The sequence below is a fragment of the Paracoccus sp. KKT209 genome (assembly GCF_055635455.1).
Genome location: NZ_JBVMWB010000004.1, coordinates 1 through 14,108 on the forward strand (window position 1 = coordinate 1; position 14,108 = coordinate 14,108).

13 protein-coding genes and 2 pseudogenes are annotated in these 14,108 nt (G+C 62.6%); 10 read left to right on the top strand and 5 right to left on the bottom strand.

The annotated features are described in order from the left end of the window. Complete coding sequence (locus ACZ2G3_RS18890) at positions 1–621, top strand: helix-turn-helix transcriptional regulator (protein WP_419270952.1); 621 nt, start codon at positions 1–3, stop codon at positions 619–621. A 446-nt stretch (positions 622–1,067) separates the two neighbouring features. Here ACZ2G3_RS18890 and ACZ2G3_RS18895 read toward each other — a convergent pair whose 3' ends face one another. Together ACZ2G3_RS18895 and ACZ2G3_RS18900 are read right to left on the bottom strand one after the other, a co-directional pair. After that, a complete protein-coding gene (locus ACZ2G3_RS18895; RefSeq protein WP_458478842.1) occupies positions 1,068–2,387 on the bottom strand; it encodes an MFS transporter in 1,320 nt (439 codons plus the stop codon). A 9-nt stretch (positions 2,388–2,396) separates the two neighbouring features. Next, the gene (locus ACZ2G3_RS18900) at positions 2,397–2,657 is read right to left on the bottom strand and encodes a metal-sensing transcriptional repressor (protein WP_419271714.1); all 261 of its coding nucleotides are present in this window, start codon (positions 2,655–2,657) and stop codon (positions 2,397–2,399) included. Positions 2,658–2,683: 26 nt separating this feature from the next. Here ACZ2G3_RS18900 and ACZ2G3_RS18905 point away from each other — a divergent pair, with 26 nt between their 5' ends. From ACZ2G3_RS18905 to chrA, 5 genes are all read left to right on the top strand, one after another. Continuing rightward, positions 2,684–3,091 (top strand): hypothetical protein, encoded by a 408-nt coding sequence (locus ACZ2G3_RS18905; RefSeq protein WP_458478843.1) that lies wholly within the window; start codon positions 2,684–2,686, stop codon positions 3,089–3,091. 59 nt (positions 3,092–3,150) lie between these two features. Next, positions 3,151–3,879 carry a HupE/UreJ family protein gene (locus ACZ2G3_RS18910; RefSeq protein WP_458478844.1) on the top strand — a complete coding sequence of 243 codons (729 nt, stop codon included), beginning with the start codon at positions 3,151–3,153 and terminating at the stop codon, positions 3,877–3,879. Between the two features lie 19 nt (positions 3,880–3,898). Further along, entirely contained in the window at positions 3,899–4,531 is a 633-nt protein-coding gene (locus tag ACZ2G3_RS18915; protein WP_419271733.1) for a transmembrane anchor protein, read from the top strand. Between the two features lie 258 nt (positions 4,532–4,789). Beyond that, the gene (locus tag ACZ2G3_RS18920; RefSeq protein ID WP_419271578.1) at positions 4,790–5,608 is read left to right on the top strand and encodes a chromate resistance protein ChrB domain-containing protein; all 819 of its coding nucleotides are present in this window, start codon (positions 4,790–4,792) and stop codon (positions 5,606–5,608) included. Beyond that, positions 5,608–6,975, top strand: coding sequence for a chromate efflux transporter (gene chrA / locus ACZ2G3_RS18925; protein ID WP_419271576.1), 1,368 nt, complete (start codon positions 5,608–5,610; stop codon positions 6,973–6,975). Before ACZ2G3_RS18920 ends, chrA begins: the two co-directional genes overlap by 1 nt. Positions 6,976–7,298: 323 nt before the next feature. Here chrA and ACZ2G3_RS18930 read toward each other — a convergent pair whose 3' ends face one another. Both ACZ2G3_RS18930 and ACZ2G3_RS18935 read right to left on the bottom strand, forming a co-directional pair. Next, a complete protein-coding gene (locus ACZ2G3_RS18930; protein WP_458478845.1) occupies positions 7,299–8,507 on the bottom strand; it encodes a penicillin-binding protein activator in 1,209 nt (402 codons plus the stop codon). Between the two features lie 1,871 nt (positions 8,508–10,378). Then, positions 10,379–10,629 (bottom strand): annotated as a pseudogene (locus ACZ2G3_RS18935) (IS5/IS1182 family transposase); the annotation flags it as partial. Between the two features lie 200 nt (positions 10,630–10,829). Here ACZ2G3_RS18935 and ACZ2G3_RS18940 point away from each other — a divergent pair. The 4 genes and pseudogenes from ACZ2G3_RS18940 to ACZ2G3_RS18955 all read left to right on the top strand — a co-directional run. Next, positions 10,830–11,628 (top strand): annotated as a pseudogene (locus tag ACZ2G3_RS18940) (IS5 family transposase); the annotation flags it as partial. A 90-nt stretch (positions 11,629–11,718) separates the two neighbouring features. Next, complete coding sequence (locus tag ACZ2G3_RS18945) at positions 11,719–11,850, top strand: hypothetical protein (RefSeq protein WP_470400060.1); 132 nt, start codon at positions 11,719–11,721, stop codon at positions 11,848–11,850. Between the two features lie 46 nt (positions 11,851–11,896). Then, a complete protein-coding gene (locus ACZ2G3_RS18950; protein ID WP_419271571.1) occupies positions 11,897–12,994 on the top strand; it encodes an HWE histidine kinase domain-containing protein in 1,098 nt (365 codons plus the stop codon). 112 nt (positions 12,995–13,106) lie between these two features. Further along, a complete protein-coding gene (locus ACZ2G3_RS18955; RefSeq protein ID WP_419271570.1) occupies positions 13,107–13,544 on the top strand; it encodes a response regulator in 438 nt (145 codons plus the stop codon). 317 nt (positions 13,545–13,861) lie between these two features. On the opposite strand, the gene ACZ2G3_RS18960 is transcribed toward ACZ2G3_RS18955, so the two are convergent. Then, on the bottom strand, positions 13,862–14,074 hold the full coding sequence (locus tag ACZ2G3_RS18960; RefSeq protein WP_419271569.1) for a hypothetical protein: 213 nt from the start codon (positions 14,072–14,074) through the stop codon (positions 13,862–13,864). Positions 14,075–14,108 lie beyond the last annotated feature (34 nt).

The following is a 14,108-nucleotide window of genomic DNA, read 5'->3' on the forward strand; positions in this document are numbered from 1 at the left end:
ATGCTCGACGCATTCATCCCCAACTCTGAAGACGAATTGCGCGCCCTGGAGCGCATTGCCCAAAGCGGTTTTGTCATTGGCTTCGGCCTCCGTTTCGGACAGCCAGACTTCTTCCTGAACCGCTACCCGGACGCTTGGACGGCGCTCTATGAGCAGGAGAACTATTTCTTCGGTGATCCGGTCGCAGCCTGGACCATTACCCGCACCGGCTCGGTCCGTTGGACGGACGTGAAGTTCCCTGATCCGCGAGGCATCATGACGCAGGCCAAGAAGCACGGGCTGAAATACGGCGCAACCTTTGTGACCAAAATCGACAGCAAGCGCTCCTTCATGTCGGTTGCCCGGCCAGATCGCGAGTTGGACGATGGCGAGATGCTGGTGCTGCACAGCAAGCTCGAGAGCTGGGCCAAGATGTTCGTCAGGTCGAAGGTCTCGCTCACGGAAAGCGAGTTGGAGGCGCTGATTTCCATCCGCGACGGTGCGCGTCAGGCGGAGGCCGCCGAGAAGCTGGAGGTCAGCCTGTCCACTCTGAAGCAGCGGCTCGACAGCGCGCAGAAGAAGCTTGGGGCCCCTAACGCTCTCAACGCCGTCGCGAGGGCGGTCAGGCAGAACCTGATCTGACGAGAGGCCACAGGGCGAGTGATCTTAGGCGAGATTGTTGTCAAAGGTCTTTCACCCGAGCCAAAATCTTGACCGTGCGGCATCCGTATCTGCAGCCAGACTGGACAGTTTGCACTGGCGTAGTGGCCAAGGTCCCCCTCTTGGTCATTCGCCCGCGCAATTAAGGGCCGGAGCCGCGCCCTCCCCGCCCCAGAGGGGGCAGGGGATGCAAATAGTAACGACGTATAGCGATGTGAATAGTGCTGGGTGAACCGGCCCTGTTCAGTTTAGCTCTTCAGCTCACTGACTGCCGTCGCGGATCTCGACATCAGGATTGGCGCAAGGCTTCGGTGACTATCTGCGTGGTAAGCGACAGTGGGGCGATCTGTAAAGGGCTGGCATATGATGCCGAAATCGGCCTTATGCAGTGTTCATGACATTCTGGTCATGCTGACATGAGGCTATCTCTACAGCTGTGATGCCCACCGGGGATGATGCTCGTCAATGACGAAGGGGTGGACGTGGCGGCGTGTCCCCTGCAGATGCGGATGATCGAGCGGAAGGTTGTGGTGGGTGTGTTCCAAGGTCTCCGCATCATCGCTCGGCCAGAGCCGAAGGGCAGCCAGGAGGCCCATCACGGCCAGCGCTGCGAGAACGCCGAGTGCTGCAATAGGTCCGAACCGGCTCATCAGCCACCCAGACAGCGGATAGGCAAGCAGCCAGCAGGCGTGGCTCAGCGCGAACTGCGCGGCAAAAAGTGCGGGACGGTCCTCGGCATGAGCCGAGCGTCGAAGAAGTCGCCCGGACGGCGTCAGGACGGCGGAATATCCAAGCCCCACAAAGAACCAGGCACCCAGCAGCATCGGCCAGGTCAGCCCGAGGGCAGCAATCGTCCCGGCCAGCCCCAAGAGCGTCAGCACCATCAGAATGGCCCCGCCCACCATCACCGGGCGATCTGACATCCTGTCCAGGACCCGTGGCAAAAGCAGGGCCGCAATCATCGAGCCGGCCCCGAAGGCAAGCAATGTCCAGGCGAGGGCGGAGGCATCCAGCCCAAGCGTGCCCCGCACAAGCGCGACCGAATTGACCAGCACCATGGCCCCCGCAGCCGCAGCAGCCATGTTCAACGCCAGCAACCCGCGCAGACGCGGCGTGGCCAGGTAGATGCGGATGCCGCGGGTGGTGCGGTCATAGATGCCGCGCGGCTCGGAGGGTTTTGGGCTGGGCAGCATGACCGAGAGGACCAGTGCCGCAGACGCAGCGAACCCGATCATGGTCCCGAAAAAGAGCGAGTTGTAGCTGACGGCAGCCAACAGCAGGCCGGCCAGCATCGGGCTGACGATGTTTTCCACATCATAGGCCAGTCGCGACAGCGAGAGCGCTCGGGTATAGCGGGCCTCGTCCGGCAGCACGTCGGGAATGGTTGCCTGAAAGGTCGGCGTAAAGGCGGCGGAGGCCGATTGCAGCACGAAAATGAGGACGTAGACCTGCCAGATCTCGGTGACGAAGGGCAGGCAGAGGGCGACAGCGGCCCGCACAAGATCCAGTGCTACGAGGAAGGCCCGGCGTGGAACCCGATTGGCAAAGGCGCCCGCGATGGGGGCAATGCCCACATAGGCCACCATTTTGATGGTGAAGACGGTGCCCAGCACCATGGCCGCATTGTCACCCGCCAGGTCGAAGGCCAGAAGCCCAAGCGCCACCGTGGCAAGCCCGGTGCCCAGAAGCGCCACCACCTGCGCCGCAAAGAGGTGGCGGTAGGTGCGGTCGGCAAGGACGTCCAGCATGGCGCAACCTCAGAGGTATCGGGTAATGGCCTTCATCTCGTCGCGATCATCGACCGAATGATCTGCGTCCAGACAATGATCAATATGATCGTGGATGAGAGCCCGCTTGGCATTGATGACGGCCTTCTCGACCGCTTGCAGCTGGTGGGCGATATCAAGGCAGGGTTTTCCGGCCTCGATCATCTCGATCACCGCCCGCAAGTGGCCGTCGGCACGTTTCAGCCGGGTAACCAGGGCAGGGTGGCTTGCGTGAACATGCGGGTGTGACATACAGTCAGGCTATCCCCCCCGAGGGGATGAAACAAGACGGCGCGATCAGCGTGCCGCGAACGAGCGGGCAGGGCAGGTGGGTGAAGCACGTGCGGACCTTTGTGCAAAGCGCACTTGCAGCGGTCCTCTGCCTGTCGTTGGTGGTGTGGTCCCTCGCACCGAGTGCCAGCCATGCCCCTTCAGTCTTCGAGGTGGTGGCAGAGCATACCGACATGATCGCCGATCATGGCCACTCCCACGGGTTCGAAGAGGATCTGTTCTGGGTGCTTCACGGTCACAGCCATGATGTGGCCGACCATGATCACAGTCAGGCCATGCTTGTCCCCGGCGCCGGTTCGCACCCGCCGATGGCTTATCGCGACACATTCCGGCTGCGTGCGTCATGGGACGGACCGCAGCGGGTTTATCTGATCGAGCGACCTCCGCGGGCCTGATCGATGCCGCCACCGCGCGGCCTTCACTCGATCAGACAGACCATACCGGAGACCTTTCCATGCCCTCGACTTCGAGGGTCCTGCGCGCCCTGGCACCACGCCAGCCGGTCGCGCTGGCCCTGATCCTGCTGGCGGCAGTCCTGCTGACCGCAGCCCAAGCCCTTGCCCATAACGTCACCGCCGGTGACGCGGGTTATATCCAGGAAATCTGGGGGGTGCAGATCATCCCCTTCATCTACCTCGGCGCCAAGCACATGATGACCGGCTACGACCACATCCTGTTCCTGCTGGGCGTGGTGTTCTTCCTTTACCGAATGAAGGACGTCGGCATCTATGTCAGCCTTTTCGCCATCGGCCATTCGGTCACGATGCTTCTCGGCGTGTGGTATGGCTGGGGCATCAACGCCTACATCATCGACGCGATCATCGGCCTGTCCGTGGTCTACAAGGCGCTGGACAACCTCGGCGCCTACCAGAAATGGTTCGGGCTCCAGCCGAATACCAAGGTCGCCACGCTGATCTTCGGGCTGTTCCACGGCACGGGCTTGGCCACCAAGATCCTTGACTATGACATCCCGCAGGACGGGCTGCTGGCCAACCTGCTGGCCTTCAACGTCGGCGTCGAGGTCGGCCAGTTGCTGGCCCTGGCCGTGATTTTGATCGTCATGGGCTACTGGCGCCGCAGCCCGAACTTTCTGCGCCAGGCCACCATCGCCAACGTGGTGATGATGGGCCTCGGCATCTGGCTGACCTTCAACCAGGTCGCCGGCTACATCGCTTCAACCTGAAGACAGATTGGATAGTCCCATGCACAATGCACCCAAGCCCAACCTCGAAGACTTGCCCACCAGGGCGCAACTGCGCCGCGCCAGCATTCTGGCCGGTATCGGTGCGGCGGTGATCGCGGCCACCGTTTATCTGCCCGCCGAATACGGCATCGACCCGACCGGGATCGGCCACGTCACCGGCCTGACCGAAATGGGCGAGATCAAAATGCAGCTGGCCGTGGAGGCTGAGGCCGACCGCCTGCTGGACGAGCAGCGCGGTCAGGACCAGTCTTCCAGCGTTCTGGACAGCATGCTTGGCCTGTTCATCGGCACGGCCCATGCGCAGGAGGCACAGGACACCTGGAGGGACACCGTGACCTTCACGCTGGAGCCGGGTGACACCGCCGAGATCAAGATGACGATGAAGGCCGGAGACGAGGCCGAATATACGTGGACCGCCGAAGGCGGCCGGGTCAACTTCGACCTCCACGCCCATAGCGGCGGCGAGTCCATCGACTACGAGCGCGGCAGCGGCGCGACGGACGGCGAGGGCAGCATCGAAGCGCCCTTCGACGGCGATCATGGCTGGTTCTGGCGGAACCGCGACAGCACGCCCATCAACATGACGATCCAGGTGCGCGGCGACTACAGCGCCATCGTCGAGACCTACTGAGCCCTTGGCAGCCATTCGCATACCGTGAATGGCTGCCCCTTTCTGCCTGCGGCGCCATCCATTGGTTGGCATCGTGAAAACCGGCAAGGACGTGCCACGACCCAAAGGCTTCTTCTCTGCGCAGGAGGGTAATATCGATCTGCCGTCTTGACCTTGCCCTCACCCCCAATCTATCTCCCATCCATGGGGCTTGCGACCGCCCCACGAGGCGTCAGCCGAAGTTCGCGTTCCACTGAGACCTTCACGGGAGGAACGCCCATGCCTGCGCCCAACGCGATTTCCGTCGATAAACTTGCCCGGATCATCGGCACGCCCCGCGCGCCGGTCATTCTGGACGTCCGCTCCGATCAGGACCATTCCGCCGATCCACGGCTGGTGCCGGGGGCCATCCGCGCCGATGACCGCGCCTTGGCCGATCTTCCGCCGCTGCCGCCCGGTCCTGTCCTCGTGCTGTGCCAGGCGGGTCATCGCCGCAGTCAGGGCGCTGCGGCATGGCTGCGCGCCGAAGGCCGCCCGGCCGAATACCTTGAAGGGGGTTTTGTCGGGTGGCGGGAGGCGGGTTTGCCGCTGATCCAGACGGATCATCTCCCCCCGCGCGACGGGCAGGGCCGCACTGTCTGGGTCACCCGCGCGCGGCCCAAGATCGACCGGATCGCCTGTCCCTGGCTGATCCGTAGGTTCGTCGATCCCCGTGCAGTGATCCTGTTCGTGGCCCCCTCCGAGGTCTCGGGTGTGGCGGAACGACAGGAGGCAGCCCCCTTCGACATCGAGGACGTGTTCTTCAGCCACAGGGGCGATCTGTGCAGTTTTGACGTGATGCTGACTGAGCTGGACCTCTCCGTGCCGGCGCTGGACCGACTGGCCGTGATCGTGCGGGCTGCCGATACGGCACGGCTGGACCTGGCACCCGAAGCGGCGGGCCTGCTGGCCGTCTCTCTTGGCCTGTCGCGCATGTATGCCGACGATCTGGAACAGCTGGAGGCCGGAATGCTGGTCTATGACGCGCTCTATCGGTGGACACGCGATGCCACCGCCGAGACGCACAACTGGCCGACCAACAAGCCGAGGGCAGAATGATGACGACTCGTCCCTATCCGACTCTGGCAGAGGCCACGCGTGTTTGGGCGCGCATCGGCTTGCTGAGTTTCGGCGGCCCGGCGGGCCAGATCGCCCTGATGCACCGCATCCTGGTTGAGGAACAGAGGTGGCTGGGCGAGCGGCGCTTCCTGCACGCCCTGAACTACTGCATGCTGCTGCCTGGCCCCGAGGCGATGCAGCTGGCCGTCTATATCGGCTGGCTGATGCACCGCACCCTGGGCGGCATCATCGCCGGGCTGCTGTTCGTCGTGCCGGGCGTCGTGGCGATCATGGCCCTGTCCTGGATCTATGCGATCTGGGGCAATACCGGCGCGCTGGAGGGGCTGTTCTTCGGCCTCAAGGCGGCGGTGCTGGCCATCGTCGTGCAGGCGGTCATCCGCATCGGATCGCGTGCGCTGAGGAACCGCACGATGATCGGCATCGCCGCCGCGTCCTTCGTCGCGATCTTTGCGTTCGGGGTTCCGTTTCCGGTGATCATCCTGACCGCAGCGGTCGCGGGCTTTCTGGGCGCGCGGGTCGGGTTGGCCGCATTCCAGGGCGGCGGTGGGCACGGCAAGGTGGGCGGGACACAGGTCGCGGATGCCGACACCTTGCTGGGCGAGGGCACGCCAGAGCATACCCGGGTCAGCGCCGGATGGGCGGTACGAATATCGGCCGTGTTCCTGAGCCTGTGGCTGCTGCCGGTGGCGGCCCTGTTCCTGGCGCTTGGGCCGCAGAACGTGTTCTCGCAGATCGCCGGGTTCTTCAGCGTGATGGCGGTGGTGACCTTCGGCGGCGCCTATGCCGTCCTGGCCTATGTCGCCCAGCAGGCGGTCGAGACTTATGGCTGGCTCTCTCCGGGAGAGATGCTGGACGGGCTGGGCATGGCGGAAACCACGCCGGGGCCGCTGATCATGGTGACCCAGTTCGTGGGCTTCATGGGCGCGCTGCGCGAGGCGGGCGGCCTGCCGCCGCTGCTGGCCGCGACCCTGGGCGGGCTACTGACCACCTGGGTCACGTTCCTGCCGTGCTTCCTGTGGATCTTCCTGGGCGCGCCCTTCATCGAGCGTTTGCGCGACAACCGCGCCCTGACCGCGGCGTTGACGGCGGTGACGGCGGCGGTGGTGGGGGTGATCCTGAACCTGGCACTGTGGTTCGGACTGCACGTGCTGTTCAGTCAGCTGCGCGCCGTGACCGCGATGGGGCTGGATCTGGACATGCCGGTCTTGGGAACCTTGGACGTCGCCGCGCTGACGCTGGTCATCGTGGCCAGCGTCGCCGTGTTCAGCTTCAAGCTGAGCGCGGTCACCGTGCTGGCGATCTGCGCTTTCGCCGGGCTGGTCCTGCGGCTGACAGGGATCACCTGATTACACCCGATCTGATGCCCGACATTTGGAGAAAGGAAAGGAACTCATGACCCATTCGCCCATCGTTACCGCGTCTCAGTTGTATGGGTCTACTACCTCAGCTCCGGTGACTGGGCCGCCGACGAGACTTGCCAGTTAAGATAGCGTCGCGACTAGCTTGTTCACTCACCATATTTAGATAATTGAATATTTTATGAAAATCCCCCATAGCATCCCCGAAATCTGAAGATAACTTGGAGTCGTCGCCGATCTTCAACAATAACAAAAACCGCAAGCTTTTGACATGTGCGACAGAGGCATGTTCAATTGAGGCCCGGCCGCCATCACGACCCGAAACCGCGGGTGCTGCGCGGCGCGGGGTCCAGGATCACCAGCTGCTGGTTGCGGATCGTGACAACCGCCAGGCTGCGCTGGACCGTGCCGTCGCGCTGCAGGCGGAAGACGCCGCCGACGCCCGAGAAACCCGCCCGTTGCGTCAGGCCGCTGGTGGTCAGGGCATTGCGCTGCCCGTTGCGGGCCAGCGAGGCAATGGCGGCCACGCCGTCATAGGCCAGCGATGCCAGCTGGTGGGGCGCCTCGCCATAGGCCTGGGCATAGCGCGCCTCGAACTGGCGCTGCAGGCTCTGGTCGGGGATCGCGAACCAGCCCTTGGCCAGCTGGGGCATCCGCAGACGGTCGTTGGGCTGGTCCCACCGGGTCAGGCCCATCATCTGCGGGCTGAGGGATCGGACGCCTGCCGCGGCCAGGGTTTCGGTCAGATAGGGCAGCACGGCATGGTAGTTGGCGGTCATGAAGACCGCATCCACATTGCCCGAGGCCGCGGCCTGGGCGATGCGCGGGGCCGCGGCATCGATGCCGCTGATGGACACCGGATGGTTCACGCGCCCGGCCAGACGGGCTCCGTTGCGGGCGATCGCCGCCTCGATGGCGCGCCCGCCCAGCTGTCCGGCGACGTCATCCTCGGCCACGACCAGGACGTTGCGCTTGCCCTGCCGGGTGCCATAGCCCACCAGCCGGTCGGCGATGTTCTCGAAGCTGTTGCCCAGGATGAACACGTTGCCGCCGGCGATCTGGGTGTTGTTGGAAAAGGTCAGCACGTTGATGTTGCGCGGCAACATGGCATTCCCGACCGCATTCGCGCCCTCGGCGAACAGCGGCCCCAGGATGATCTGCGCGCCCGCGTCGGCGGCGGCGTTGGCCTGGGCCACGGCCGTCTCCGTCGATGCGGCCGTGTCATAGATGCGAAGGTCGATGCTGGCGCCCTGTGCGTCGCCCGCCGCCATGCGGGCCGCGTTCTTGAGGCTGCGCGACAGCCATTCCAGGTCCTGCGAACCGGTCCCCGCCGGCACCAGCAGCGCGACGCGCACCGGTTCGGACGGGTTGATCAGCTGGCCGGTCTCGGGCCCGCTGGCCCGGTCGGTGGCTGCCATCGGATCGCAGGCAGCAAGGAAGAAGGCCGAGACGATCGCCCCGGTTTTCAGGATGGCGCGGCGCAGACCCGAGGAAGGCCGGGTTGTGGCGGAGGCGAACATGTGAAACTTCCCTGCTTTGTGTTATCGAGGCGCGGATGCTGCCCGAGTATGGGCTGTTCTTGTGGGCGGTTTGATTCAACTAAAGATTGCATTGCTTGCGTTCCAGTTCCATCGACTCATCCCCAGATCAAAAACACGCGCCAATTGGAGTGTGTCCTACCGCCCGGCTTTTCTCCGACCGCGCTTCGTGGCAGCGAGGTCATTGGGGGGCTGTACAAATGATCGAGTCTGTAAGGCAGAACCGTGTGCTTCCCTGGCAGCGGGGCCAATTGAATGATGGTCTAGAGAGCCATCAAAATTGATAGAGCTGGTTTTTTTTCGGCGCTTCAGCGTCCTCTTCGTCGGGAAAGTCGAGGAGCGCTGGTCGGAGCGTTTTCCCAAGATAAGCATGCTCATGAGAAGCAAGAAGATGATCGCTGAGAAAGCGAGATAGGTGATGAGGCCGATCATCCAAACGGACATGGCGGGCATCCTTATCCTGGCTGCGACACAGAGGGTCAGGCGGCAGGCTACCTCAGATAACACCAAGATCGCCTTATAGTTGCATTTGGCAGAGCAGTCTTATTGCGGATGCTGGAGAGCGCAACTGTGCACCATGTGGCTTGGGATCACGGTGACAAAATAAGTTTGGCGTTGGGCGCTTGAGAGTGTTTCCCCCCGTAGAAAATGGCAGGCTGCCTAGAAGCTGACCCAAAGCATACGCTGACGCGGCGGCGGCGCAGCCTATACTCGAACCGTATCAGGCGATGGTTTGTGAGGGTCGTCGTCTGACCGCCAAGGCAGCGCCCGCTCGACCCCTGTGTCTGCAGATCCTGCAGAAAAGCATGGACAGGCGGCAACTTTCATCCCTAGGGTTGTATCAAAGTTGATTTACTCTGCTTAGGGTAGGCGGATTTGAGCGGACCGGGCAGAAACAGGACGCAGGGGTTCGGGGTGTATATTTCGCGCACACTCAGCCTTTTCTAGGCGGGTTGACCGAGTAACCTGCGTATGGCCCCCGGTCTTTGGCCGGGGGCTGCTTCTTTTTGCCGACCATTTGTCCGTAAAGACAGATGACGTCCTCTTCGACCTGGATCATCATGTCTGAACTCGCCAAGTTCAGATGAAGGAGTCGGCCATTGTTGCAGGGATGGACGGCAGGTGGCGGGGATTCTTGCGAGACTTGCGGCAATCAAATGGATCCGATGGGCCCCGACCGTTGGGGGTGCCTGTCGTGCTACATGGCCAGCGGCCCTGACGGGCTCTTCCGATGGATGCGTGATTGTGCAGTGGCCGAGCACGAGGCGCCAACCAGCAACGTCCTTCCATTTCGGCCCCGCGCGACGCGGCATCGTTTGCCGCGACGAGCGCATCCAGACGTTCCCCAACCGCTCAAATCTTGAGCGGACAGCGGAGGCTTATCTACCACATTAAGTTGTGGACAGCAGAATTAATATATCCTTAAAGCTGTCAGCAATAAGCCGATGGAAAAGCGGCCGATGAGAGCAGGTCTGCAGGTGAAGCGGACGCGCAGGAGGTCGTCGCGGGAGTTGGTTACCCCCCTCTTTAACCACCTCTAATCGGGCGGGCTATTGAACTGCGCTGGCCCCCGGGACCAGGTTCCGGGGGTCACTTCAATCAGCACTTCACCCAAAAACTGCCCCACACCTCCCGAGGTGACTGTAAGCGGAAACCTGCCGAAAGAGACAAGCTGACTATTCGATCGCTTCCAAGCATAAATGGCTCAACAACCGGGGAAGTTGAGTGGTTGGTTTTTTAGTCCATTCCCCGGTTGCTAGTTTTTTTGCAGTCCAGCCATCTAGCGCCACGGCCGTAGCCCGGTCTGGGCAGGATGCATCCAGGCGCGCCAGATCGGACGTTCCCGGCGGAGTTCAGGCGACAGGTTCGATCTCAGCCCGACCCAAGGCGGAAAAGCTGTTCACGATGGCGATACGGGTCTGGATCTCGGCGGTTTGGCGATGGGGCCGCGTGACATGATCCTTTCGCCGAAAAGCTTCAGGCAGTTCATGCGGGTCTCGACCCGCCTGCGGACATGATATCGTGCCCATTTTCTCCAGAGGGCGCGGCCTGGATGGCGGGTGGCCCGCAGGATCTTGTTTCGTGCGACGGTGGCGGGACAGTCGTAAGCGCGACGCCGATCCCCTCCTGCCGCTTGTGATCTGAACGGGTCATTCTCGACGCGGATGAGCGTTGGAGGTTGGGGCTTGGAACGAAACGGCAAAGTGGGCGTCCATTTGGACGGCTCGAGGGGCGGCGGGGTTTCTCGGCTTGAGGTGATTGAGGGGCCGTCCAGGCTCCGGCTTCGCACGAAGGCAGAGCGGGCGTGGGCGCCAGCGGTCCTGCAGCGAGGCCGCCATCCAGACCTGCCTTTCGATGAAGGTGCTGTTCGGCATGGCGCTCCGTCAGACGACAGGCTTCGTTGAAAGCCTGTTGCGGCTGGTCGGGCTTGACTGGAAAGTGCCCGACTTCAGCACGCTGTCGCGCCGCCAGAAGACCTTGGCCGTCAACATCCCATATCGCGGGTCCGAGGGGCCGCTACACCTGCTGATCGACAGCACCGGCATCGAGATTGAGGGCGAAGGCGAGTAGCACGCCCGCAAACATGGCGGCCCCAAGCGGCGGGTCTCGCGCAAGATCCATCTCGGGATTGATGAGGAAACGCTGGAGGTCCGCGCTGTCGATCACCGGGAGCCATGTTGGTGACGCACCTGTCCTGCCCGATCTGCTCAGCCAGATACCACTTGGCGAAGAGATCGGTTCGGTGACCGCCGACGGCGCCTACGCCACCCGCAAGTGCCATGATGCGATCGCCGAACGCGGCGCCCATGCCGTCATCCCGCCCCGCAAGAACGCGAAGCCTTGGAAGACCATCACCGCCGGAGCCGTGGCGCGAAATGACGCCTTGCGCGCGGCTAAATACCTTGGCCGCGCGCTCTGGCGACGATGGAGCGGATACCACCGCCGGAGCCGCGTCGCGACGAAGATGCATTGTGTGAAACTGCTGGGCCAGCGGCTCATGGCACGGGACTTCGATCGTCAGGTTGCAGAACTCCAAGTCCGCATCGCCGTCCTGAACGGCTACACCGCGCTCGGCATACCCGTCACGGAAGCTGCGGGATAAGTCCGTCCGGGGAAAGGGGAACCCTGGCCATCAGCCGGTTTGTGCAACAGAGCCACCCTATATCCATAATCAGAGGTGGCTCACTTCTCGATGGAAAACCCGGCTCAGTTCTGGGTGGAAATCATCTCCGGGCGTGACGGGAGAAGGCCGGGCGGGATCAACTCGCTGCTCCTGCCGGTCATCGCGTCTTCGGTCGAGTACCACGACTTTATTTTTCGGTGATTCCTTATACAAATGCTGCGAATTTGGAGTTTCGCCGGGGATCAGGATGACAAGCACGACGCATGACTTTCAAACGGATCTCGACCTCATCGCTTCCATTCCTGCGGTATCTTCCATCCTGGATGTCGTCTGCCAGATGACAGGCATGGGCTTTTCAGCGGTCGCACGCGTGACCGAAGGCCGCTGGATTGCCTGCGCCACCAGGGACGAGATCGGTTTTGGTCTTGCCCCTGGCGACGAACTGCCGGTGGAGACAACCATCTGTCACGAGATCCGCCAGACACCGGCGCCGGTGATCATCGAGAACGTGTCGGAGGACGAGGGCTACTCTGCCCACGAGACACCGCTGATGTATGGTTTCCAAAGCTACGTCTCCTTTCCCATTCACCTGCCTGATGGGGATTTCTTCGGCACCCTCTGCGCCATCGACCCAGTCCCCCGGAGGCTGAAATCTTTGCAGACGATCGCGACATTGGAGCTTTTCGCCGAACTGATCGGCCAGCATCTCGATGGCGCGCGCAAGCTCGCCCGGACGGAACGCCTGCTGGAGGAGCGGCGGAACTGGGAACGCCAGCAGCGGGTCATCCAGCGGGAAATTATCCACCGCATGAAGAACACGCTCACCATGATCCAAGCTGTGGTGACCCAGAGCCTGCGGACTGCCGCCACGCTGGAAGAGGCCGCGGCATCAGTCACCGACCGGGTCCGGGCCATGGCGCGCGCGCAGGACTTCCTGACCGAGCACAGGTGGGATACGGCCGATATCCACGAAATCGTCGAGGGCGCGCTGGCGCCCCATAGCGACGGCGGAGATCGGTTCATTATCGAGGGAGACAGCGCCGAGGTGAACGCGCAGCAGATCATGGGGCTGGCATTGGCTCTACATGAGCTGTCGACTAACGCGGTGAAGTACGGGGCGCTGTCTAACGAGCAGGGCCGGATCCACATCCTTTGGAAAGTGGCGCCGGACAAGACCTTTACCTTTCTCTGGGAGGAGCGGGGCGGTCCCGATGTGGCCCCGCCGTCGAGGAAGGGCTTCGGGGCCCGCCTGACCGAGCGGGTCGTGCCATCCTATTTCGACGGCCATGCCGAACTGCGGTATGCGCCTGAGGGGGTCCGTTACAAACTGACAGGAAGTCTTTAGAGACCTCGGCCGCGAGCGGAGGCAGGGGATATGGCGTCCGGTAGATGGGAACATTCCTTGGCAGCTCCTGTTAGGAACATTGCTGCCACAGAGCATTGGCGCTGTGGGACCCATGTCACTCATAGGCCGGAAGCGCCCGATCATCTGCCAAGTCACAGGATCCCCATTGCCCGATGAAGCCACTCCAGATGCTGCGACCTGCATCCTGATTGTCGAGGATGAGCCCATCGTCGCGATCGACCTCCAGTGCGTTTTCGAAGATCACGGATATATTGTTCTCGGGCCGGCCAGGTCCGTCAGCATGGCCTTTCGGCTGCTGAACAGCAGACGGCCGGATCTTGCCCTTCTCGACGCGAACCTCCGAGGTCAGCCGGTGACCCCGGTCGCGGAGCGTCTTCTGTCCCACGGGATCCCGTACTTTCTGTCGTCTGCCTACGAGACCTCGCAGCTGCAGGTCGACGAAGTCCTGGCGAATGTGGAAAATGTCCGGAAGCCGGCCCAGAGCAGTAGCTTATTAGCTGCCGCCCGACGCGCTTTGGATGGAGCTTAGGTGTTCAGTCCTGCGCGGCGGCACAGCTCGGCGATGCCGTCCTCTCCGCGAAATCCAGCCAACACAATGCGGATCTTCTCCTCCGCGTCATGAACCTTGCGGGGCGCTCGGCAGATATCCTCGACAGCCTTCTCCGCCGCCGCATAAGGGCTACAATGAGAAACCTTCCGTCACCCAGTCTGCCTGATTTGTCCCACGGACGCTGACGTTAGACACTCTCAGACCTTCCTTCCTCCCTCACAACCACAGGTCTGACCCCGTTGCGCAGGCATCGGGCGCATCCGCGACGCTACGGAGCTTCTCCTGGGGTGCACGGCCTATGTCTCGATCGAGCTGAGAACGTCAGGCGACAGGATGGCAGCGACTGCACTGCGGCACATGAAGACGCTGTCGGAGCTGCGCACGATCACTGTGGCGACCAGACCTCCTCGCCTGAACGCCGTTGCCTGGCAATCGGTCTCACCAGTGGCGGCGCACCATTTCTCGGTAATGTCGACGGAATCATTTGTGAGATCATCGCGTGTCAGCATAACAAGGCTCCTGATAAAAAGTACAACGGCGTAG

What these genes read in the sequence shown, in the direction of transcription:
- ACZ2G3_RS18950 (WP_419271571.1), top strand. Translation starts at nt 11,897, where the DNA reads ATGACAAGCACGACGCATGACTTTCAAACGGATCTCGACCTCATCGCT.
- ACZ2G3_RS18900 (WP_419271714.1), bottom strand. Translation starts at nt 2,657, where the DNA reads ATGTCACACCCGCATGTTCACGCAAGCCACCCTGCCCTGGTTACCCGG.
- chrA (WP_419271576.1), top strand. Translation starts at nt 5,608, where the DNA reads ATGACGACTCGTCCCTATCCGACTCTGGCAGAGGCCACGCGTGTTTGG.
- ACZ2G3_RS18945 (WP_470400060.1), top strand. Translation starts at nt 11,719, where the DNA reads ATGGAAAACCCGGCTCAGTTCTGGGTGGAAATCATCTCCGGGCGTGAC.
- ACZ2G3_RS18930 (WP_458478845.1), bottom strand. Translation starts at nt 8,507, where the DNA reads ATGTTCGCCTCCGCCACAACCCGGCCTTCCTCGGGTCTGCGCCGCGCC.
- ACZ2G3_RS18890 (WP_419270952.1), top strand. Translation starts at nt 1, where the DNA reads ATGCTCGACGCATTCATCCCCAACTCTGAAGACGAATTGCGCGCCCTG.
- ACZ2G3_RS18920 (WP_419271578.1), top strand. Translation starts at nt 4,790, where the DNA reads ATGCCTGCGCCCAACGCGATTTCCGTCGATAAACTTGCCCGGATCATC.
- ACZ2G3_RS18915 (WP_419271733.1), top strand. Translation starts at nt 3,899, where the DNA reads ATGCACAATGCACCCAAGCCCAACCTCGAAGACTTGCCCACCAGGGCG.
- ACZ2G3_RS18905 (WP_458478843.1), top strand. Translation starts at nt 2,684, where the DNA reads ATGAAACAAGACGGCGCGATCAGCGTGCCGCGAACGAGCGGGCAGGGC.
- ACZ2G3_RS18955 (WP_419271570.1), top strand. Translation starts at nt 13,107, where the DNA reads ATGTCACTCATAGGCCGGAAGCGCCCGATCATCTGCCAAGTCACAGGA.
- ACZ2G3_RS18910 (WP_458478844.1), top strand. Translation starts at nt 3,151, where the DNA reads ATGCCCTCGACTTCGAGGGTCCTGCGCGCCCTGGCACCACGCCAGCCG.
- ACZ2G3_RS18895 (WP_458478842.1), bottom strand. Translation starts at nt 2,387, where the DNA reads ATGCTGGACGTCCTTGCCGACCGCACCTACCGCCACCTCTTTGCGGCG.
- ACZ2G3_RS18960 (WP_419271569.1), bottom strand. Translation starts at nt 14,074, where the DNA reads ATGCTGACACGCGATGATCTCACAAATGATTCCGTCGACATTACCGAG.